Annotated in this window: 23 protein-coding genes and 2 pseudogenes; 10 read left to right on the forward strand and 15 right to left on the reverse strand. The window is 34.1% G+C overall.

All coding sequences use genetic code 11. The annotated features are described in order from the left end of the window. Positions 1 to 5: 5 nt before the first annotated feature. The 5 genes and pseudogenes from NP781_RS25525 to NP781_RS11665 all read right to left on the reverse strand — a co-directional run bounded on the left by NP781_RS25525 (position 6) and on the right by NP781_RS11665 (position 3,558). Positions 6 to 1,336: pseudogene (locus NP781_RS25525) on the reverse strand (SPFH domain-containing protein). 162 nt (positions 1,337 to 1,498) lie between these two features. Further along, positions 1,499 to 1,873: a DUF423 domain-containing protein gene (locus NP781_RS11650; protein WP_257522347.1), complete on the reverse strand. Its 375-nt coding sequence runs from the start codon at positions 1,871 to 1,873 to the stop codon at positions 1,499 to 1,501. An 11-nt stretch (positions 1,874 to 1,884) separates the two neighbouring features. Continuing rightward, positions 1,885 to 2,310, reverse strand: a complete 426-nt coding sequence (locus NP781_RS11655) for an acyl-CoA thioesterase (protein WP_221682957.1) — start codon at positions 2,308 to 2,310, stop codon at positions 1,885 to 1,887. A gap of 522 nt (positions 2,311 to 2,832) precedes the next feature. Further along, a complete protein-coding gene (locus NP781_RS11660) occupies positions 2,833 to 3,045 on the reverse strand; it encodes a hypothetical protein (protein WP_257522348.1) in 213 nt (70 codons plus the stop codon). Positions 3,046 to 3,057: 12 nt separating this feature from the next. Further along, positions 3,058 to 3,558 carry a sigma-70 family RNA polymerase sigma factor gene (locus tag NP781_RS11665; RefSeq protein ID WP_257522349.1) on the reverse strand — a complete coding sequence of 167 codons (501 nt, stop codon included), beginning with the start codon at positions 3,556 to 3,558 and terminating at the stop codon, positions 3,058 to 3,060. A 159-nt stretch (positions 3,559 to 3,717) separates the two neighbouring features. On the opposite strand from NP781_RS11665, the gene NP781_RS11670 reads away from it, so the two are divergent. From NP781_RS11670 to NP781_RS11680, 3 genes are all read left to right on the forward strand, one after another. Continuing rightward, entirely contained in the window at positions 3,718 to 4,320 is a 603-nt protein-coding gene (locus NP781_RS11670) for a DUF3238 domain-containing protein (RefSeq protein ID WP_257522350.1), read from the forward strand. Between the two features lie 903 nt (positions 4,321 to 5,223). Next, positions 5,224 to 5,484 (forward strand): hypothetical protein, encoded by a 261-nt coding sequence (locus tag NP781_RS11675; RefSeq protein ID WP_257522351.1) that lies wholly within the window; start codon positions 5,224 to 5,226, stop codon positions 5,482 to 5,484. A 119-nt stretch (positions 5,485 to 5,603) separates the two neighbouring features. Continuing rightward, complete coding sequence (locus NP781_RS11680; RefSeq protein WP_221682960.1) at positions 5,604 to 5,807, forward strand: hypothetical protein; 204 nt, start codon at positions 5,604 to 5,606, stop codon at positions 5,805 to 5,807. Between the two features lie 33 nt (positions 5,808 to 5,840). Here NP781_RS11680 and NP781_RS11685 read toward each other — a convergent pair whose 3' ends face one another. The 4 genes from NP781_RS11685 to NP781_RS11700 form a co-directional block, all read right to left on the reverse strand. Then, the gene (locus NP781_RS11685) at positions 5,841 to 5,969 is read right to left on the reverse strand and encodes an IS3 family transposase (RefSeq protein WP_004225126.1); all 129 of its coding nucleotides are present in this window, start codon (positions 5,967 to 5,969) and stop codon (positions 5,841 to 5,843) included. Between the two features lie 208 nt (positions 5,970 to 6,177). Then, positions 6,178 to 6,366, reverse strand: a complete 189-nt coding sequence (locus NP781_RS11690; protein WP_004225125.1) for a hypothetical protein — start codon at positions 6,364 to 6,366, stop codon at positions 6,178 to 6,180. A gap of 210 nt (positions 6,367 to 6,576) precedes the next feature. Then, complete coding sequence (locus NP781_RS11695; RefSeq protein WP_257522352.1) at positions 6,577 to 7,935, reverse strand: (R)-1-hydroxy-2-aminoethylphosphonate ammonia-lyase; 1,359 nt, start codon at positions 7,933 to 7,935, stop codon at positions 6,577 to 6,579. Positions 7,936 to 8,740: 805 nt separating this feature from the next. Then, positions 8,741 to 9,298, reverse strand: coding sequence for a type II toxin-antitoxin system HicB family antitoxin (locus NP781_RS11700; protein WP_257522353.1), 558 nt, complete (start codon positions 9,296 to 9,298; stop codon positions 8,741 to 8,743). 598 nt (positions 9,299 to 9,896) lie between these two features. Between NP781_RS11700 and NP781_RS11705 the strand changes: the two genes are divergently transcribed. Together NP781_RS11705 and NP781_RS11710 are read left to right on the forward strand one after the other, a co-directional pair. Next, a complete protein-coding gene (locus NP781_RS11705) occupies positions 9,897 to 10,658 on the forward strand; it encodes a glycosyltransferase family 2 protein (protein ID WP_221682962.1) in 762 nt (253 codons plus the stop codon). A gap of 312 nt (positions 10,659 to 10,970) precedes the next feature. Next, positions 10,971 to 11,417, forward strand: a complete 447-nt coding sequence (locus NP781_RS11710) for a GNAT family N-acetyltransferase (RefSeq protein WP_221682963.1) — start codon at positions 10,971 to 10,973, stop codon at positions 11,415 to 11,417. Between the two features lie 205 nt (positions 11,418 to 11,622). Here NP781_RS11710 and NP781_RS11715 read toward each other — a convergent pair whose 3' ends face one another. Continuing rightward, entirely contained in the window at positions 11,623 to 11,991 is a 369-nt protein-coding gene (locus NP781_RS11715) for a hypothetical protein (RefSeq protein WP_257522354.1), read from the reverse strand. A 346-nt stretch (positions 11,992 to 12,337) separates the two neighbouring features. Here NP781_RS11715 and NP781_RS11720 point away from each other — a divergent pair, with 346 nt between their 5' ends. After that, on the forward strand, positions 12,338 to 12,460 hold the full coding sequence (locus tag NP781_RS11720; RefSeq protein ID WP_004230338.1) for a hypothetical protein: 123 nt from the start codon (positions 12,338 to 12,340) through the stop codon (positions 12,458 to 12,460). Positions 12,461 to 12,870: 410 nt separating this feature from the next. Here the strand turns inward: NP781_RS11720 and NP781_RS11725 are convergent, their stop codons facing one another. Then, positions 12,871 to 13,056, reverse strand: coding sequence for a hypothetical protein (locus NP781_RS11725; RefSeq protein WP_221680404.1), 186 nt, complete (start codon positions 13,054 to 13,056; stop codon positions 12,871 to 12,873). Positions 13,057 to 13,386: 330 nt separating this feature from the next. Between NP781_RS11725 and NP781_RS11730 the strand changes: the two are divergent. Further along, a pseudogene (locus NP781_RS11730) lies at positions 13,387 to 13,680 on the forward strand (PBSX family phage terminase large subunit); the annotation flags it as partial. An 18-nt stretch (positions 13,681 to 13,698) separates the two neighbouring features. Here the strand turns inward: NP781_RS11730 and NP781_RS11735 are convergent. Further along, the gene (locus NP781_RS11735; RefSeq protein WP_004230330.1) at positions 13,699 to 13,935 is read right to left on the reverse strand and encodes a DUF3953 domain-containing protein; all 237 of its coding nucleotides are present in this window, start codon (positions 13,933 to 13,935) and stop codon (positions 13,699 to 13,701) included. Between the two features lie 89 nt (positions 13,936 to 14,024). Then, positions 14,025 to 14,252: a hypothetical protein gene (locus tag NP781_RS11740; protein WP_257522355.1), complete on the reverse strand. Its 228-nt coding sequence runs from the start codon at positions 14,250 to 14,252 to the stop codon at positions 14,025 to 14,027. A 210-nt stretch (positions 14,253 to 14,462) separates the two neighbouring features. Between NP781_RS11740 and NP781_RS11745 the strand changes: the two genes are divergently transcribed. Then, on the forward strand, positions 14,463 to 14,663 hold the full coding sequence (locus NP781_RS11745) for a hypothetical protein (protein ID WP_221680402.1): 201 nt from the start codon (positions 14,463 to 14,465) through the stop codon (positions 14,661 to 14,663). 79 nt (positions 14,664 to 14,742) lie between these two features. Here the strand turns inward: NP781_RS11745 and NP781_RS11750 are convergent, their stop codons facing one another. Then, entirely contained in the window at positions 14,743 to 14,874 is a 132-nt protein-coding gene (locus tag NP781_RS11750) for a hypothetical protein (RefSeq protein WP_255600859.1), read from the reverse strand. A gap of 910 nt (positions 14,875 to 15,784) precedes the next feature. Further along, positions 15,785 to 16,465: a TraR/DksA C4-type zinc finger protein gene (locus NP781_RS11755; protein ID WP_257522356.1), complete on the reverse strand. Its 681-nt coding sequence runs from the start codon at positions 16,463 to 16,465 to the stop codon at positions 15,785 to 15,787. Between the two features lie 159 nt (positions 16,466 to 16,624). Here NP781_RS11755 and NP781_RS11760 point away from each other — a divergent pair, with 159 nt between their 5' ends. Beyond that, a complete protein-coding gene (locus tag NP781_RS11760) occupies positions 16,625 to 17,254 on the forward strand; it encodes a LysE family translocator (RefSeq protein ID WP_221680400.1) in 630 nt (209 codons plus the stop codon). 73 nt (positions 17,255 to 17,327) lie between these two features. Next, positions 17,328 to 18,560, forward strand: coding sequence for an MFS transporter (locus NP781_RS11765; protein ID WP_221680399.1), 1,233 nt, complete (start codon positions 17,328 to 17,330; stop codon positions 18,558 to 18,560). Positions 18,561 to 19,140 lie beyond the last annotated feature (580 nt).

Raw genomic sequence — 19,140 nt, forward strand, 5'->3', positions numbered from 1 at the left:
TCTCCTTACTTGACATCCTTTTCATCAAAAACATCGCCGCATTCTGGACAGAATTTAGGCGGATTGGCAGGGTCCTCTGGTGCCCACCCACATTTATCACATGCATAGAGTAAAGCACCAGCTGGTTTTTTAGAGCCACACTCGCTACAAAACTTTCCTTTATTCACCGCTCCACATGTACATGTCCAGCCCTCTTCCACTGGTTTTGCTGCGCCGCAATTTGAACAGAATTTCCCTGTGTTGTCATGACCACATGCACATGTCCATGTTCCAGGTGCTTTGGCTGATTGATTTTGCAACGCAGCCTGAGCCATTTGCGCTTGCTTATTTTGCTCATTCATTTGATAAAGCTGACCAGCATTGACTGCACCTGCTTGTGCAGCCATATTCATCCCCATGAAGCCTGCCATTGCCCCACCATCATTGTTAGCAGCTGCAATCATCGCTTCTGCCTGAGCGCCTGTTAAATGGGCAGCAGCCATACCTGGATCACGCATGACCGCATTGCGTTGTAGTTGTTTTATCATGGCTTCGTCTTCCTCAGAAGCCTTCAGGGTACTAATGCCAAATGACACAACAGCTAAACCACGTGTAGCAAGCCACTTTTCTGATAATACCTTATTGAGTGCGTCTGCTAAGGCAACCGTATGCGCAGGTATTTCACTATAACGAACGCCACTTGCTGAAATTTGTGCAAAAGCTGGCTGTAATGCTGTCATTAATTCTGATTTTAACTGGCTATCAATGGCCTCTCGCGTAAATTCACGCTCTACATTTCCACATACATTTGTATAGAATAATAACGGATCAATGATTCTATAAGAATACTCACCATGGCAACGAATGGCAATGTCGATATCTAATCCGATATTACGATCAATAACTCGGAATGGAATTGGTGCAGGAGTGCCATATTTATTCCCAACAATCTCCTTTTATTAAAATAATAAACTCGCTGATCTTTAGCAGGTTCCCCACCAAATGTAAAACGCTTGCCTATCTGTTTAAATGTTTCTATTATGCCTTGGGATAAATCTGAGCCGTACATAATCGAAGGTTCTGTTGATGTATCATAGACATATTCCCCAGCTTCTGAAGAAAACTCTACAACTTTCCCCTGTTCAACAATCATCATACATTGCCCTTCATTGACGGCAATAATGGAGCCATTGCTAATAATGTTGTCATTTCCTTTATTTGAACCTCGTTTAGAAGTGCGTTTAACACCCTTAGTTACTAGAACATCTGAGGATAATGCCTCACAATAAAAATACTCACGCCATTGATCCTCTAAAACACCTGTTAATGCCCCAACGCCTGCTTTCAATAAACCCATAAATATTCCCACCTTCACATTGATGTTTAGCTTATTTTAACATCTCTTAATATTATGTAATACGCAAAATCAGACAAATTGTTTCATTTTCTTACTTTCAACTAAAAAACGAGAAGCTCCTATGATATAAATCATCAGAACGTTCTCGTTACTTTTTCTGTATCAGGATAAGGCAGCTATTATAACAAGCACCCACGCAACAATAAATAACATGCCACCAATTGGCGTAATCGCACCTAGCTTTTTCACACATGTCACAGCAAGCACATATAGACTACCAGAGAAGAATACAATCCCTGTAAACATCAAGTAGCCTGCCCAGGAAAGTAGACTAGAGCTTCCTAAAAATGCATCATTGGATAGAATGCCAAGGGCTAAAATCCCCAAAGCATGATACATCTGATATTGCACAGCCGTTTCCCAAACGGCTGCATAATGCGGCGAGGCAAACTTATCCTTGAGTGCATGTGCACCAAAAGCACCTAAAACAACACCAAGAGCTGCCAAAATAGCGCCTAAAGCTAGAAACATTTCCATCTATTGTTCTCCTATTTTGCCTCAAGGGCAATTTCTTTATATTTAGCATCCCAAGCAGGGTCAATCTTACTTAAAGATACCGGTCGCAATGAATCCTTATGCGCAAGAATATGTACGGATTGAGCTGTGGCTGCTACCGTGCCATCCTCATGTAAAATTTCATAGCCATACGTAGTTCGTAAACGATCATGCTTTTCTACCCAAGTGCGCACCGTCGCCACTTGTCCATAATGCATGGCTGCTTTATATGAAATCGATAAATCCATCACAGGCGATACATAGCCATCTTTTTCTAATGCAGCATACTCAAAGCCAGCATCACTTACAAGCTGGGTACGCCCAATTTCCATCCAAATGATGTAGTTCGCATGGTACACCACGCCCATCTGGTCTGTCTCTGCGTACCGTATTTCAATCTGTTTCTCACTCACAAACATTTTCTTCACCTCGTCCTACATTATAGCGTAAAAGTGTTGATTTGGTGGGGTTTTTGCTCTGAGGAAATTAGAACGGTGAAAAATAGAGCGTTGCTTTTCTTGGTATTTAAAATAAATATCGATTTTTCTAATATAAATTTTTATTCCATATAAACTCATATAAACACTTTTAAATGGGGTACTATCTGGGGTACCACTTTTTGAACAATTAAATAAACGTGCACGAGCAGTTACAATACAGCACCTACAAAAATAACCAGGTACTCATTCGAGCGCCTGGTTATCTTTTTAAAATACCTCTGTAAAAAAAAGATTACCCTTGCATAATTACTTGGCTAGTCTTTAATCTTATTATAATATCTTTTGAATTTAGTTTTTAGTTACTAATACTAAATTAGCATTCCCGTCTATTTGTTAAATAATAAGGACAATAAAGTCCCTTATTAGTTGAATCAATATAATAATAGCAAGTTACTACGTCCCCATCTCAGTTAGGATTGCTTAATATCCATAAAAAAGTATTTAGCTAACTTTTTTACCCTGTTCAATTAAACTTATTAATTTAGAAAAGCTCGGCAAATTCTTAAATTTAATCTTTTTCATTGAAGTTTTAATTAACAAATTTAACTCTTGTTCTAAATCTTCTCTATTACCAATGGACGTTTGATACAATAGTTTCTTGATTTTCGGTTGAATTAGCTCGATTACTTCTAACGGATCTATTTTATTTCCCATAGGTGAAACTCCTTACTTAGTAATATTTAGTCTAATTTCATCAATAGCTTTATTTTTTGCCTTATTTACTGCTTGCTGAGATATATTCAGGACGCTGGCAATTTCAGCTTCGGTCATTTCTCTAACAAAGTGTAGGTATAAAATTTGTTTTTGTCTGTCTTTAAGATTAGTTATGGATTCACTAATATCTTTATCTTCAACATAGTTTGCAATATTGTCTGGCTCATGCACATTGTAACTATCTCTGTATATGACATCCTCATTTCTTTCCAACAATTCCACTTCAAAACATTTGTATCTTCTAATTCCCTGGTCATACTTTTGTGCAGCGAAATGAAGTGCTTTTGAAAAATATGAAACAAGAACTATTTTTGAATAAAATTTTTCAAATTCATTATCTAAAACACACAACTTCTTTTTATCAAAACTAACTTTATATTCCTCATACAATTTTTTATTCTGCTCAATAGTTAAGAAACTATTCAGTATTGATTTTAAATATAATTCTCCCAAGATAACCCTCCTAAAAAGAACGTACGTTCTTAATATAAAGTGGATTTCCCTGAGGAAATAGCAACCTATTTTTTATATTTTTTGGTTGTTTTTTCAATTAAAAAATAACCTATCCAATATGTAAGATTCATATTTCACAAAAATATTGGAGGTTATATTATGGCAAAATTAGAATTACGATTACGAACTTTTCTCCCTTTCGATTACGCTCCACATCCATTAAATAGTAATCAACGATTTCATGGCGATGGTAAAGACCGCTTAGGTGGCGAATGGCATTCAAGTAAATATCGAACATCACAAAGTTTTATGATTGACACTTCTAAGGCGAATTATATTACTAGTGCAACTTCAAATACTGGTGTAACGATATTAGAAGAATTACAGAATGGTAAATGGGTAAAAATCAAATCAAAACAACAATCTACGGATACAATTAAGTATGCTACTGAAGTTATTGATGACATTTTGTACATTAACTGTAAGTGTGCTTCTAACAATCCGTTAGTTACTGGCTCTCCTGATATTGATTATCAATTTACACTTAAAGTAACTCGTACTGGTAGTGTTCGTATTAAAGGCTATCATGATGGTTTCCCTGGATACGAATTTATGCGTAATATCTATAGCATGAATAAAGGTCCTGAAACAATCTATGTACACAAACCAAAAAGCTTAGATGAAATTAATAAATTATTCCCTCCTATGGACATTGGTTTAGTAGATGTTGGTCGACCATACGATAGCTGGGTTAATAATTAAAAAAAGACCGTTTTCACGGTCTTTTTTTAAACACTAATTTTTCAGTTCATTTAAGTTTCTGTAGATCTTTACTGGTTCTTCCTAAAATTTTTTAATAAATAATCAATAATAACAAATATAGTGATATAAATGCTCCCTATTGAAAAAGTTAAATAGAAAGTATCTTTGAAAAGATCGAAATTAAATAAACTATATAGTAGTGCAAAAATTAATGTACATATTAAGTGTTTAATATACATAAGAAATGGATTTTTATTTTTACTGTATTTTTCAAGAAGAATTGATACCACTATAGCTATTAACATAGCTGGTGCTGTAAATGCTGTACCATAAACGCCGTATGAGAGGTGATATGTATATTGAATAAATAATGGTATGATAAATATTCCTATAATTATAGTAATAATAGCTGAAATAATTTTATTTTTTAACATCTTTTCACAACCCTTGTTTTTTTCTTAACATCAATGAATAAGACAAAAATCATTCAAAAAATTTTATTCATCGTTTCCCCCCTCACTTTACATTAAAACATAATACTACATATTTTGGTAATTTTATTTATCAATTTATTTGTTGTAAAGACATTGAATTGTTTCATTACTTCCTCAAAATAATTAAATACACCCTCTTATTTGTTTTACCCGAAAATAACCAAATAAAACCAAAAACCGAAAATTTTTATCTAAATTGTACTTGATGGAGAATACTTTCATCTGCTACCAGGATTACTTCGGTTAATGTGTTTTTTCATCTTCCTCAAAATCAAATTCATCTTGATCGGGGTACTCTGGTTCTTTATTTTTAGTAGATGCTTGATTATAAGGTAAATAAATGTAAATTAAGGCTTGTTTCTATATACTAGTACTAGTATAATTAAAGTATAGAAAGGAGGTGAACAAAGTGGATTATGATAAGGTTTTAGCTTATCTAGTAGCAGTCGCTACAGTAATTAATTTGCTGACAGGCTCAGCAAAAAACATTAGCGATATGAAAAGAATAAGCCAAAACAAAAGCGACGCCCCTCTCGCAAAGGTAAACGTCGCTAAAAGCTTACAGAAGGAGGTTAGCGCCTCCTTACCTATAATCTTATCACATCCATTGTATTATGAAAAATATCGGATATGTAGTAGCTTTTGCATTTGCTATTTACGCTTTGATTAATATGGTGAATTGGAAACAACCAGGCTTCTTCGATGTATCTATGATTATTATTTACTCTTTTTGTTTAATCTTAGTGATATTAAATATCATAGTATATTTTAAAAAAAGGAAGGATTAAAATGGAGAAGAATTTTCAGACTGAAGCTAATAAACGTTGGCAAGAGAAGAATAAAGAGCGTGCAAAATACATTAGCGCACGATCAAGAGCGCGTAGCTTTATTAAAAACCACGCTTTAGAGGAAGATTTAGAGGAGTTTATGGAATTGACTCTAGAACGCAAACAAATATTAAATAAAATGAAAATAGACCAAGACGGCATGTAGCTGTGAAGTGAACCCTTAAAGTTAGAGTTTTATTTATGCAGCTAATCGGCTGGCATAAGCTCGGTATTTTACCGGACCCATGCCGGCCAATTTTTGTTTAATTCGATCGTTATTATAGTAATCCATATACTTTTCTATTTTCTTCTTTAACTTTTCATTCATGATTTCCTCCTTGCCCAATTTAGTTATCCATAAGAATCCCTAAACTGTTCAAAAGTGTATTTGTTCTCGTTCTTTATAGCGTCTGGGAGAAAAAAGACAAAATAAAAAGCCACTCAAAATGAATGGCTCAATCCAAGCTTAGTATTTAAATTCTTGCACTAAAAGTTATTACTTATCTTGCCAACAATTTTGTTAGTGGCACTACGATTTATTGTAATCGCTCTAAATCCTGATATTCTTTCATATAAGGACCATCTTCTGCAACAAATGAATGATACAATGCCTTTACTGCGAAATTTTTCTCTAAACCCATTTCAGATTTTAGCTTTTTTAATTCATCATGCAATGTTCGATGTTCATTTATAAGCTTTAGCATAATTGTCTTATTATATTTCATTACATCCGTCCTTTTTGTTTACAACATGAATGCTATAATACACTATTTTCACTTATAATCGCAAGAACAGCCTTGAACACCCCCACCTCCATCGACCTTTGTTTGTTTTGGAATGGTTACATCAAGTTTCTTTATATAATAAAAACACCTCATATGAGATGTTTAGTTGCTTCAGTCTAGTAAATTGTATAAATTCTTCATAAATCTATATTACTGTCCTAAAACCTCCTGGATAGATTGTTCCAAAATATCCATTGCCAGTTCTAATTCATGTTCATTAATGATAAGTGGTGGAGTGAGAGTAAGCACATTTCCTTGGGATACTTTAAAGCTTAATCCCTTTTCCATACATTTATACATTACTTGCTCTGCTTCAGATATAGCTTTTTCTTTCGAATTGCGGTTTAATACTAATTCTACTCCGTATAAAAGACCGATTCCTCGAACATCACCTATAATTTCATATTTTTCTTGCATCTTTTTAAGACGTATTCTCATATAATTTCCTAATTGATTAGCCTTATCAATTAATTTAAAATCCTCGATATAATTAAGAGTAGCCAATGCTGCTGCACAACCTAATGAACTTTTTTCATGAGTGTAATGACCGAGTGCAATATCTTGGGCAACATCAAGTTCTCCTTTTACGAGCATCGCTGCCATTGGAAATACGCCTCCACCCAATCCTTTTCCCAATAAAACAATATCTGGCATAACTCCAAAATTTTCGAAAGTGAACATTTTACCTGTTCGACCTAAAGCTGTTGGAATTTCATCAAAAATCAATAATATATTGTTCCTATCACAAATATTACGTAAACGTTGATAGTACTCTTTTGGTGGGATATGCACGTCTGTACAACGAACAGGCTCTAAAATAATTGCACCGATTTCATTTTCTCTTTCAAGTACATATTCTAAATAATCAAGGGATTTAAATCTACCATTGTCATCATCAAACAAACCACGATATGAATTGTAAGGAGCTATATGCAGACTCCCTGGCATTAAAGGACCCATACCGTTACGGAAAAGTGCTTCTCCTCCAACTGAAATAGCGTCTAAAGATGCACCATGAAATGAATCCCACATAGATATAGTTTTAAATTTACCTGTTACCTTTCTAACAAGTTTTAAAGCCATTCCAACAGCTGAAGTTCCCCCAGGAGTCAACAGTACTTTATTTAAACTTTCTGGTGCAATGTCAACTAATTTTTTTGCCAACTGGATCGCAACTTTATTTGTATAACGTCTTGGTGAGAATGGAAGAATATCCAACTGCTCTTTTACTGCTTGAATAACATACTCATTACCATAACCTATTTGATGAACATTATTTCCGTGAAAATCCATATACTTTCTTCCATCTATATCCTCTATGTAAATTCCATAGCTTTTTTCAATAATATTTAAACAAGGAGTAGAAAGAGATTGATGTAAATAATACTTGGAATCATCGTTTAAAAGCTCAAATGATTCTTTGCTCAAGTGTTTTCCTTGCCATAAAGAACGAGTTTTTGTTAAATTAATGTCCCCCTCTGTTCTTAAAACTTCAATGTTTTTTTCCATTATTTCTTCTCCTCTCATTGTAGGTAATTAATTCTTTTATCTAAACAAAATAACATGTGTTTTTTAATTAGTTATTAATATTTTGTAAATCTTTTCACCTAATCACATTTAAACGTAGTTGTTATGAATGAATCAATAATAATAACCTACGCTCATAGAACACTGACGAATCAAAGGGGAGGAAACTTTGCTCCGAAGGATGTTTTGATAATAATTTGTTTAACGATTTTTTCTCTAACAATAAATTGTGTTTTACTTTTAAATGGAAAAAAATTTTGTCGAAATCTCCAAATGCGAAAGTAAAGCTGCATGAGCATTTACTTCAACTTTAATCATTGGTATATGTTTGCTCTCAAAACCACACCAAACTCTGCCCTCTCGACTCGAAGTGTTTTGGCTGTTTGACGCAGTTTTCAAAGCAAAAGAAAAAAGCATCATAAAGCTTTTACAGCTATTACAATGCTTTTATAGTTCTTGTTTAGACAGGAATAAGTAAAAGTAGATTTGCACCTTGTATGGTAATTTTCGTGGTATCTAGTTTATGCCCGATCTTGCTGAGCTTCAGCGTCCTCTACAAAGAGCCATTAGCTATACACCACTACATTCTATTCCGCCACTACTCCTTTACATCAGCCTTACTCCTACCGAACCTACCTCCGAGTTTACAATACAAACTTTAAATCACAAACTATCGTTCATGTTTTACATTTGTTCCTTTTGTTTCTTTTCCCTTGTTGAATTGAGTACCTATTAGTTCAATGAAAACCATGTAGATTGAATCATTTATTACCACGTTGCTTTAGTATTACATTTTCAACATATTGGCTGAATTTCTCCTCTGCATCGGAATAACATTTGACACTAAAGAGCAAAGGGTCCATAGGGTATTTAATTTTTTTTGATTGGGAGAATCAAAATTATCATATTCCACTTTCGTAGAATAATCTTCAAAATAAATGTCCCACATTCCTTGTTCATTTTTATACCCAATAGCTTCAATATAATCATCATTTTCTTCGTCATAATAAGTGATATGCCAATGACGACCTTTTAAATGCTCCTTTATTTCTTCAGCATACGGTTCAAATGATGTCTCTATCTCCACTAATTCCATTCCTTCGGAAAGGTCATCTCTATTTAGATAGGAAGGTTCAGGAAGCTCTTCATTGTCATAAAGAATTCCAGCCAAAGTGTAAGCTAAATCCTTTTTGGCATCTTGTATTGCTTTGTGTCTAGTTTCTCTTCTTGTTAATGGATATTCCCATCCATTTTCAAGAAACAGAGTAGGGAAATAAACACAAAATATTCCTTCATCATCTTGCTGTATGAAAGCTGGATAAATTAATCTATCGAGATTTACCATAGCTACACATCCTTTAATTACTCTATTTCTTTATAATAAATTATTTTAGGAAAATTGTAATGATCAAATCTCAACTGAAACGCTGCATTATTTTGAAGCAAAAATGTCCCAAAGCGTCGTTGGTAAACATTTCTTAAGAGCTTGTTATTCAACAATCTGGACCTTAATTGAAAACGAGCGCTGTTCTTTGTTATAGAATCGCGCACGATTGAGAAACAACTTTATTGTTACTCAATAAAATCCACCTTTCAATAAAGAGGAAGCAAAAGGGTTATCAGGCAATTACAAACCCTATGACGAGTAAACAATAAATACTAGGAACTCAATTTTATATGAGCGCCTGATTATTTTTGTTGAACTTATCAATGCAATTCTTAACATTCAAGAGAATGCGATTTCTCCAGATAGTGTACCTTGCAAGGGCTTTGGCTCTAGCCACGCCACTTTTGGTTCTGGTTACAATTTGATTAGCGATTTTAGCTGTTATGAAGTAGCTATATTTTGAATATATTGTTACGAAATTGCCATAAAATAATTTATATGTAAATGATATACTTTTTTTGTAAGTACTAATTATATAGGAGAGAGGGATTTTGCTATGTCCGAAAGCAAGCAATTTATTAAGGATATAAATGAAAATAATGTGAAATTTTCCGTAATAATACCCGCTCACAACGAAGAAAAGTACATCGGGGGATGCCTAGAATCAATCGTCAAAGCTGCACAACTTTATAAAGATCAAGTAGAAGTGATTGTTGTGCTTAATCGTTGTACAGATAGAACAGAGGAAATTGCAAAGTCATACAATTGTGTAACATTGATTAATGAAGATAAAAATTTATCCAAAATTAGAAATGCAGGAGCAGCACTAGCAAAAGGAGAAATTCTAATTACAATTGATGCAGATACTCGAATGACTGAACACTTGTTATCAGAAGCTGAAAAGCATCTAGCATCTAATCAATATATTGGAGGCGGCGTAAACGGAAATTTTGAAAGAATTTCGCTTGGAATCATTGTTTCTACCTTTCTCTTGATTGTTCCCTTATTGTTTAAATATGGTTTGATTTCTGTAGGGATTTTTTGGTGCTATCGAAAGGACTTTCAAGCAATAAAAGGTTTTAATGAGAAGATGCTGATGGCTGAAGATGCTGATTTTGCAAAACGATTAAAACAATTGGGTAAAACAAATGGTAAAAAATACGGAACAATAAAAAATGGTATGATTACTTCTTGCAGGCGCTTTGACCATTATGGGGACTGGATTTTACTTAAACGACCTAGTATGATTTTAGCTTATCTAAAAGGCAATAATCATAAGGCTGCAAATGAAGCCTATTACGACGATCAAGCAAGATGATAATGAGTAAACTCAATTGTGTTATATTAAAACAGATAACTAGCATTGGTGTGAAAATGAAAAGAACATCTTAAATTGAAAAAGCTTAAGGAACTGTTTAGTGTCAATAAGTTGTTCCATCTATGGGCCAATTAATTGAATAGCACTTACTAAATTACAGTAAGATATTGAATATAATTACTTGTTTTTTGTACTTTTAAGGAGGCGTTGTCGATGAGAAATTATTTATACTTGATTGGGCGAAAAAACAAGGGGATAACGTTTCAATAGCCCATAAACTACGTGATTCCCCTTCAAAGGGAGCGTACCAGATTGAAGAAAATTTATTTAAAGCCTATTGATAAAAGTAATTGGGAAGAAGCAATTAGATTATCTGTTAAAGAAGAACAACAAACATTTATTGCATCCAATCTTTATTCTATTGCAGAAGTTCAATTTCTAGATAATTTCTATGCAAAAGGTATTTATCTTGAAAATAAAATGATAGGATTTACTATGTTTGGAATAGACCCTGATGACCATAATTATTGGATTTATAGACTTATGATTGATGAAGAATTTCAAGGTAAAGGTATAGGTAAACAAGCAATATATCAGGTTATTGAAGAGATAAGACGAAATAATACTGCAAACGTTTCTTTAATAATGATTGGATATGATCCTGAAAATCTTACTGCAAAATTTGTATATAAAAAGGTAGGATTTATTGAGACTGAATTATCATCTTGGGGTGAACAATTAGCTAAGTATTCCTTGTAAGCACTTGATTTTACCACAATGAATATTTAGACATTAAATTAAAGGATCAGGTTGTTGAGTAACATAAATAGGAAATGATTAAACTTTTTATAAAAAAATGAACCAATTTAATTATTAAGAGCGTGTTTTGATCAATTTTTTACAAAACACGTTCTTTTTTATGTTGCTTCTTCATTTAAACTGCCTGCTAGTTTAGTATAAACTTTCAAAATTCAGTAACATTATATATACTAATATATGTTTTACCTTCCTCTACAATCTGGCCCGAATGTTGAACATATGTTATTAAAAAGAAATAACTCCTTGGCTCCTTCATCATCTGACTCAAAATTTTATTTCTTACTCTAAAAATTGTCGTACTAGATAATCTCATTTGCTTTCCAATTGCACGCATGCTATTCCCATCTAGTAATCTATGAAAGACTTCAACCTCTCTATCCCCTTCTACAAATGGAATGCGGTTCTGCACCTCTGCAATCTTATGCTCATATTCCTTAATCCGATAATTTAGTGAATATACACGACGTTCTACTTCTTCTACCTTCGCTACCAGCTGCCGTGCTTCCTCCATCATTTCAACCATCCATCAATAATTCTCAATCCACTGAAGTAAATTCTCTTTTGCCCTTTAACATAGGTTAGCCCCCCTAAGTTGAGTTATATTTACTTATCTGACTAACCTAGAAAGGCATAAACCAATTCGAGCTGTAGCGTCTATAAACGCTACTGCTTTTTCTTTTACTTATTTTTGAACAGTTTTTTCAGTCACTATCGGCTCACCAACCTTATGATAAAAGTTTTTAAGTGTTTTTAAGTGCACACTTTCCTCAAAATGTTCAGTAATTCATATCAGCAATGTAATTTGTTCCATTGAACAACCTATTGTATAATATAATTAACAAATATTAGGGGGTTCCGGAATGAGTTTATTCGTTGCTTCTACCTTTGCAATGATTGCTTTAATCATTGCTTTACTTAATGACATGAAGATTAAGAAATTAGAGAAACGTATCGAAGAACTTGAAAAAAGCAAATCGAATTAAACACTACTATCTTATAGATGGGAATCCCATCTTTTACTGAACAATATCTTTCTAGTGATCATTAACCAATTGAGTTCAATGCTCCTTGTATCTGCGTTTTCGCATAGCCAATCATTGTTTTAAGGTTTTCCAATTCCCTTTCAACTTTCAGGCGGTTACCCTTTTCATTTTCATACATTTCAAGTACTTATTCTTTTGTATTTTCCTGCTTGCCCAATTTAGTGATCTGTAATAATTCCTAAACTGTTCAAAAGTGTATTTCTTATCGTTCTTTATAGCGTCTGCCAGTAAAAAGACAGAATAAAAAGCCACTCAAAATGAATGGCTCAATCACAAGCTTAGTATTCAATTCTTGCACTAAAAATTATTATTCATCTTGCCAACAATTTTGTTAGTGGCACTACGATTTATTATAATCGCTCTAAATCCTGATATTCTTTCATATAAGGACCATCTTCTGCAACGAACGAATGATACAATGCCTTTACTGCGAAATTTTTCTCTAAACCCATTTCAGATTTTAGTTTTTTTAATTCATCATGCAATGCTCGATGTTCATTTATAAGCTTTAGCATGATTGTCTTATTATATTTCATTACATCCGTCCTTTTTGTTTACAACATGAATGCTATAATACACTATTTTCACTTATAATCGCAAGAACAGCCTTGAAAGAAGCAACAGATGATCATTTATATATGGTCTTACTACACCTCACCATTAAATTTTTTCTTCTACTCGGGTAACAACAATTCCTTTCTTTCTAGTCCATCCCATATCATTCTCGATTCTAATGGCCATGTCTGTATAGATTTCTCCAGCTTGTAAACTCTGTGCTATCTCGATGTTTAAACGCCTGATAATGGCGTTCCTATGGGCTTCAAAGACTTTGGGTAACGTCAAAAACTCAATTGGAGTTGTTAAAGCTACTTTTTTTAATGCACATTGCCAAGTTCAAAAACCAAGGGCTTTCTTTATTATTGGAGGTTCCACTCAAGCGAGATACGAACTTGACGATATGGAGGCCATTTTAGGCAAAGAACTAAAGTTAGATAAAACAAATGCAGTTCGAGTTAATAAGATTTATTGTTTTGATGGAACCAATGCAAATGCCTGGGAAAAGGCTCGTCGTACTAACCCAAAAAATCCAGTTAAGGCAGACATTATCGATAAAAATGGTCACTTTACTTGAAAGTGGAAGATTAAATATCAAGGTATTTACAATTCCTTAATGTTGGTCATAGTAAAGCTGTGAATTGATACATTGATAAATAAACCGCAAATAAAAATAGCCCGATTAATAACCAACCATAAACTTTTCTCTCGCTCTGAAATGCTTCAATTCCTTTAGTTAACATGAATAAACCTGAGAAGAATACCATTAAAAAAGTCAGATCGTAATCACGTGTTATAAGTAGGTAAGCTGAAAGAGAGACAGTAATGATAGCAAAAACAATTTGTAAAATGTTAAGCATAATATTCCACTCCTCTTTAAATATCATATAACAAAAAAGAAGTCATGGAAATGATTGTAAATATTTAAGCTTTAAATTTATTAAGATACCTAATCTCTTAAAAAAATATGGACCGGACGTGTATAATTAAGGGAATACACTCGGCATTGTACTGCTGTATACGATGCATCACTAATTCCACCACTAGCTTTTGGTAATGTTGCCTCAATCCCATACATAGCCGTTTTCACCCCAATGTAACTATTGTTATTTACCTTTGCTACTGGCTGCTTTGCTTCCTCGTTTGTTCCACCATCCAACGATAATTTACAATCCACTGAAGTAAATCCTCTTTCTTAACTTTGTCATAATTACTTATCTGAATAGCCTAAAAGGGCATAAACCAATTTGAGCTGTGGCGAGTGATGACGCTGTGCTTTTTTTAGTTACTGTGTAATATGTTTTGTGCAGTTGTTTGTTGTATTCGTGAGAAATATTTCAGGTTTTTTATGCTATAATTTACATACATTACATAAAGAGGTGATATTATGGAAAATAATAAGTTAGTTTGTAAGACTTGTGGTAAGGATTCCTTTATAAGCGGTCAAGTTGGTGGTAATAGTAGTTCGGGTAATATAAGACCGATTGGTTCAAAAATGGCTTTTGGTTCACCAATTCTTATGACTTTTTGCAAAAACTGCGGAGAGATTGCATCACTCAAAGTTGCTAATCCTAAAAAATTCACATAAAACTTCTGTTTAGGGTCACTTCCAACCTAGTGACCCTTTTTCGTTTCTTTCTTTTCAACTAATCTCTGCTACGGTTTTATCAATCTTTTCTGGCAATTTCTTCTTTACTTACATAGTCAATATTCCGTTGAACGTAACAATGTTCACTTTTGAATTTTTCATTTCTATGACGAACAATTTCAATTGCTTCGTCCAGTAATTCATCATCCATCGCTGGCAAATGCATCTTTTGAATATAAATTGACTGATACTACCGCAATCAAGAATTTCACCTTTTTTCTTGCTGCACAAATTCTTTCTAATTCGAAGTGATTTCGCATTTCTTACACTTAAATTCCTCAATTTCATATCCATCTGCAAGCACAATAATATCGCCTGTAACCACCACTTTTTCCCCCACACTTCTTACACTTTTTAATTTGATTTACTCCTTCACATTTTCTTTCATATATTCACAGCATATCGATTGCTGCTAGCACACATTTCTGGTAAATTCCCTCATACAACAGCCTCTGGCAAGTCAGGAGGCACACTATTTCTGACACGCTTTATTTGCTCCTTTTTCGGTATTTAGATCCGATTGCGTAATTTCTGAAATTATAGTTACTTGGGAATCCTTGTCCAGCATATTATTCAAGTTGCTCTAACTGCCTTAATCCCATATCAATTACTTTTTTCTCTTATTACTAGGGTCGCAAGTGTAAACCGATCTCTAGTAGCCAACATAATCACACGTGACTTCACGGCAATTGCCGAAAATATTCAACTTTTAACCAAACTCTGCCCTGTCAACTCATAGTGTTTTGGCTGTTTGGTGCAGTTTTAGAAGCAAAAGAAAAAGCCTCCATCCTAAGATGAAAGCTTAAATATTATGGTAATCCTATTGTGGAGAGCTCACTTGCAACTCGTGATAGAGCGACACCACGTTATTTTGGATGTAGGTCGGTCATTGGACTGTTTTTCCCTAACATTGAGGTTATTGTAAATACCAAAGGACCTACCTCCGAGTTTACATCCTATTTTTCTTATTACAAAACATGCTGCAAGTTTTACATTCGTTCTAAACATTTTATTAAAGCACTCATTTATAACAATTGTGCCTATCTTTTTGAATCCCACATTTAATCCTCTAAATAATCAAATTTTCTCGCGTGTTCTACTTCCTGAATGGAAACTTGGCGTGTTAGTTCATCTGTTTCAGAGATATGGTATGAATCCCATTCGTCATTAACGGCAATTTCTTCAGAGTCCTCATATAATTCATCATAATCTTCAAAATCCCCTTCAAAATCGGAAGGTGTTTCAGAAGTTCCATATTTCGCCACAACTTGAAACATATCTTCATAATCATGAATATCATCCTTGTCATCTCGGCCAGCAAAAGAATTGTCTACTGGAGGAAGCATCACTTGCTCTTCAACTGGTCGATCTGTTGGAACGTCTTTTGCAGTATGTTCAATACAAAAAGAGGTATAAGGCAGTGCCACCAATCGATCATATGGGATATCTTGTTGACAAACTTCACATACGCCATAGGTACCATCCTCAATCTTTTGTAAGGCCGTATTTACTTTTGCTAACTCATCATTGTCATGGACCTTTAACGCCATATCTTTTTCACGCTCGTATAATTCGGTACCCAGATCTGCTGGATGATTATCGACTGTTGACAACTCATCAACTGAATCCCGTAAACTATCTCGTTCTAAATATTCATCATCTGTATCCATTCTTCGTTGGAGCGAGTGTTTTTGCTCAATTAACATATTTTTTAGCTTTGATATCTTCTTCTCATTTAGCATTGTCATCACGTCCTTTTCATTATTATGAACGAATTTGATTGAATTATTTGTTTTAAAGATATCCTCATTCCAGCATGTTTTCTTTGCCCTTTTAGATTGTCCTAAAAGTTATGGCCTTCGAATAAAATGCAATTACATTTGATAATTGGAGGCTATTTTATGGGATCTATATTTACCTTTATCTTTTTAGGCATATCAATGGCTGCAACAATTGGTCCTGTTAAGACTGTTCTATTAAATACAGGTTTAAAAAATGGGTTTTTTCATGCATGGTTTTTTAGTCTGGGAGCCATAGCGACTGACATTATCTATATGTTTATCGTATATTTTGGAATTGGCCAATTTATCAATTCCATCTGGTTGAAAACAATCCTTTGGTCCTTTGGCTGTTTTGTTCTTTTATACACCGGTATCGAAAATTTACTGTCGCTACATAAAATTGAGATGGATTCGAAAACAGGGAAAAGAACACGACTGAGACAATCCCTCATGACTGGATTTTTCATGTCTTTTTTGAATCCGCTAACCATCCTTTTCTGGCTAGGAATATACGGCTCCATACTCGCAAAAACAGCTGGTATCTCAACAGGGTATGAAATCATTTTGGTAAGTATCGCCATTTTGATGGGCATTATTCTTGTAGATTTTATTTATGCCTTTTTATCCAGTGTTGCTCGAAAATTATTATCTACACAGCTTTTGAAAACGGTCTCTTTTATCTCAGCCTTATTAATGATTGGTTTCGGGATTTACTTTGGGAAGCAGGCTTACCAAGTCTTATTCCAATAAACCCACCAACAGCGCATAAAATAAACACGAAAGGAAACCATACCTTTCAAAGAATATTAGTCGAGGTGTGGTAATGGACCAAGAGAAGGTTAATGTAAGTGTCTGGTGCATTGTAAGTTTGACTTCAATTCCGCTCATCATGACACTTGGAAATTCAATGCTTATTCCCGTGCTCCCTATTCTGGAGGATAAGGTAGGGATCACATCATTTCAGTCGAGCATGATCATAACAAGCTATTCAGTCGCAGCTATTTTTCTGATCCCAGTAGCTGGCTATTTTTCGGACCGCTTCGGCAGAAGAATAGTCATATTACCAAGCTTAATTTTAGCTTTAATCGGTGGTCTGATTGCTGGATTTGCTTCCTGGAAAATGGATGACCCATACGCAATGATTATCGCCGGAAGAATTATTCAGGGAATTGGGGCCGCTGGTGCAATGCCGATCGTATTGCCTCTTGTAGGTGACCTTTACCAGGATGATGATGAAAAAATAAGTTCTACATTAGGGATAATTGAAACGTCTAACACGTTTGGGAAAGTGTTAAGTCCCATTTTAGGATCAATATTTGCTGCATTTTTATGGTTCCTGCCCTTCTTTTCTATTTCAGCGCTTAGTCTGATTTCGATTGTACTTATTTTTTTCTTTGTTAAAGCGCCTAAAGATGATGATGAACCATTGAAGCTCAAAGAGTTTTTACGTAATACAAAAAAAGTTTTCAAGGAGGAAGGAAAATGGCTATATACCGTATTCCTTAACGGGGTCCTTGTGATGCTCATATTATTTAGTATGCTATTTTTCTTGTCAGAAAACCTCGAAAAAGTTCATGATATAAAAGGGATTAAAAAAGGGTTTGTCCTTGCCATCCCACTTTTATTACTTTGTATAGCTTCATTTATATCTGGTCGAAAAATTAAAGGAAACTTAGGTAGGATTAAAAAAATTATCATTGCCTCCTTGATTGCCATGTCTGTTAGTATTATCTTTGTTGGGTTTACAAGCAAAAAACTGATTCTTTTATTAGTCGTCACGAGTGTAGTGGGGATTGCTATTGGTGCACTATTGCCTGCACTTGACACAATTATTACTGACAATATTAGAAAAGAGTTAAGGGGAACCGTATCCTCTTTTTATAGCTCAGCACGATTTATAGGCGTTGCAGCAGGCCCTCCTGTTATGTCACTTGTCATGAAAAATTATCTCAATGCCAGCTATATTACGGCAGGTGTATTAGGATTTATTCTTTTGTTTGTTGTCTTGAAATTTATCAAAGTAGAAGATATTGAAAAAAACAATGAAATGGCATAAAAAATAAGGACCTGACAGATTTTTAGACTGTAAGACCTTATTTGAAAGTACTTAATTTTATCCAGATCTCATACTAAATAAATTAATTCCTCTTAAAAATACTCTTATTAGAAGTAGTCACTCGGCTACTTCATCATTTGTTGTCATACTGGATAATTTCATGAGGTTTCCAATAGCATGTATGCTATCGTATCAAGCAATCTATGAACTACTTCAACCTCTCTATCCCCATGCATATCCGAAATTGTAAATCTATCTCCCCTTATCAAGACCTAAATTGAGAAAAGTCAAATAAATTAAAGGGTAAAACATATTTTATATGACTAATATGTTATGCCCTTTCTTGTTCAACTTAAGCACTCCGTTAGTTTAATAAGAACAGCGCCGCTTCTTCCACAATCGCAGCCATTGTTGAATAAGGGGTAGCGAAAAATATAACTTGCGAAATTACTATGTCTATTTTATAGTTGAAGTAATATTTTATTAAAGGGTGAACTTTTTGTTACTGTAGAATTCTAATCTAAATCAACGTTATAGCTAAATTTTGTTGAACAAAACCACCTTATATGGGTGTTATTTG

Source organism: Lysinibacillus sp. FN11, assembly GCF_024628845.1.
In the GTDB taxonomy this organism is placed as follows: domain Bacteria; phylum Bacillota; class Bacilli; order Bacillales_A; family Planococcaceae; genus Lysinibacillus; species Lysinibacillus capsici.

What these genes read in the sequence shown, in the direction of transcription:
- NP781_RS11715 (WP_257522354.1), bottom strand. Translation starts at nt 11,991, where the DNA reads ATGATGGAGGAAGCACGGCAGCTGGTAGCGAAGGTAGAAGAAGTAGAA.
- NP781_RS11680 (WP_221682960.1), top strand. Translation starts at nt 5,604, where the DNA reads ATGGAGAAGAATTTTCAGACTGAAGCTAATAAACGTTGGCAAGAGAAG.
- NP781_RS11725 (WP_221680404.1), bottom strand. Translation starts at nt 13,056, where the DNA reads ATGAAATATAATAAGACAATCATGCTAAAGCTTATAAATGAACATCGA.
- NP781_RS11700 (WP_257522353.1), bottom strand. Translation starts at nt 9,298, where the DNA reads ATGGTAAATCTCGATAGATTAATTTATCCAGCTTTCATACAGCAAGAT.
- NP781_RS11650 (WP_257522347.1), bottom strand. Translation starts at nt 1,873, where the DNA reads ATGGAAATGTTTCTAGCTTTAGGCGCTATTTTGGCAGCTCTTGGTGTT.
- NP781_RS11755 (WP_257522356.1), bottom strand. Translation starts at nt 16,465, where the DNA reads ATGCTAAATGAGAAGAAGATATCAAAGCTAAAAAATATGTTAATTGAG.
- NP781_RS11685 (WP_004225126.1), bottom strand. Translation starts at nt 5,969, where the DNA reads ATGAATGAAAAGTTAAAGAAGAAAATAGAAAAGTATATGGATTACTAT.
- NP781_RS11695 (WP_257522352.1), bottom strand. Translation starts at nt 7,935, where the DNA reads ATGGAAAAAAACATTGAAGTTTTAAGAACAGAGGGGGACATTAATTTA.
- NP781_RS11735 (WP_004230330.1), bottom strand. Translation starts at nt 13,935, where the DNA reads ATGCTTAACATTTTACAAATTGTTTTTGCTATCATTACTGTCTCTCTT.
- NP781_RS11765 (WP_221680399.1), top strand. Translation starts at nt 17,328, where the DNA reads ATGGACCAAGAGAAGGTTAATGTAAGTGTCTGGTGCATTGTAAGTTTG.
- NP781_RS11670 (WP_257522350.1), top strand. Translation starts at nt 3,718, where the DNA reads ATGGCAAAATTAGAATTACGATTACGAACTTTTCTCCCTTTCGATTAC.
- NP781_RS11760 (WP_221680400.1), top strand. Translation starts at nt 16,625, where the DNA reads ATGGGATCTATATTTACCTTTATCTTTTTAGGCATATCAATGGCTGCA.
- NP781_RS11660 (WP_257522348.1), bottom strand. Translation starts at nt 3,045, where the DNA reads ATGGGAAATAAAATAGATCCGTTAGAAGTAATCGAGCTAATTCAACCG.
- NP781_RS11750 (WP_255600859.1), bottom strand. Translation starts at nt 14,874, where the DNA reads ATGGATGATGAATTACTGGACGAAGCAATTGAAATTGTTCGTCATAGA.
- NP781_RS11705 (WP_221682962.1), top strand. Translation starts at nt 9,897, where the DNA reads ATGTCCGAAAGCAAGCAATTTATTAAGGATATAAATGAAAATAATGTG.
- NP781_RS11655 (WP_221682957.1), bottom strand. Translation starts at nt 2,310, where the DNA reads ATGTTTGTGAGTGAGAAACAGATTGAAATACGGTACGCAGAGACAGAC.
- NP781_RS11745 (WP_221680402.1), top strand. Translation starts at nt 14,463, where the DNA reads ATGGAAAATAATAAGTTAGTTTGTAAGACTTGTGGTAAGGATTCCTTT.
- NP781_RS11720 (WP_004230338.1), top strand. Translation starts at nt 12,338, where the DNA reads ATGAGTTTATTCGTTGCTTCTACCTTTGCAATGATTGCTTTAATCATT.
- NP781_RS11690 (WP_004225125.1), bottom strand. Translation starts at nt 6,366, where the DNA reads ATGAAATATAATAAGACAATTATGCTAAAGCTTATAAATGAACATCGA.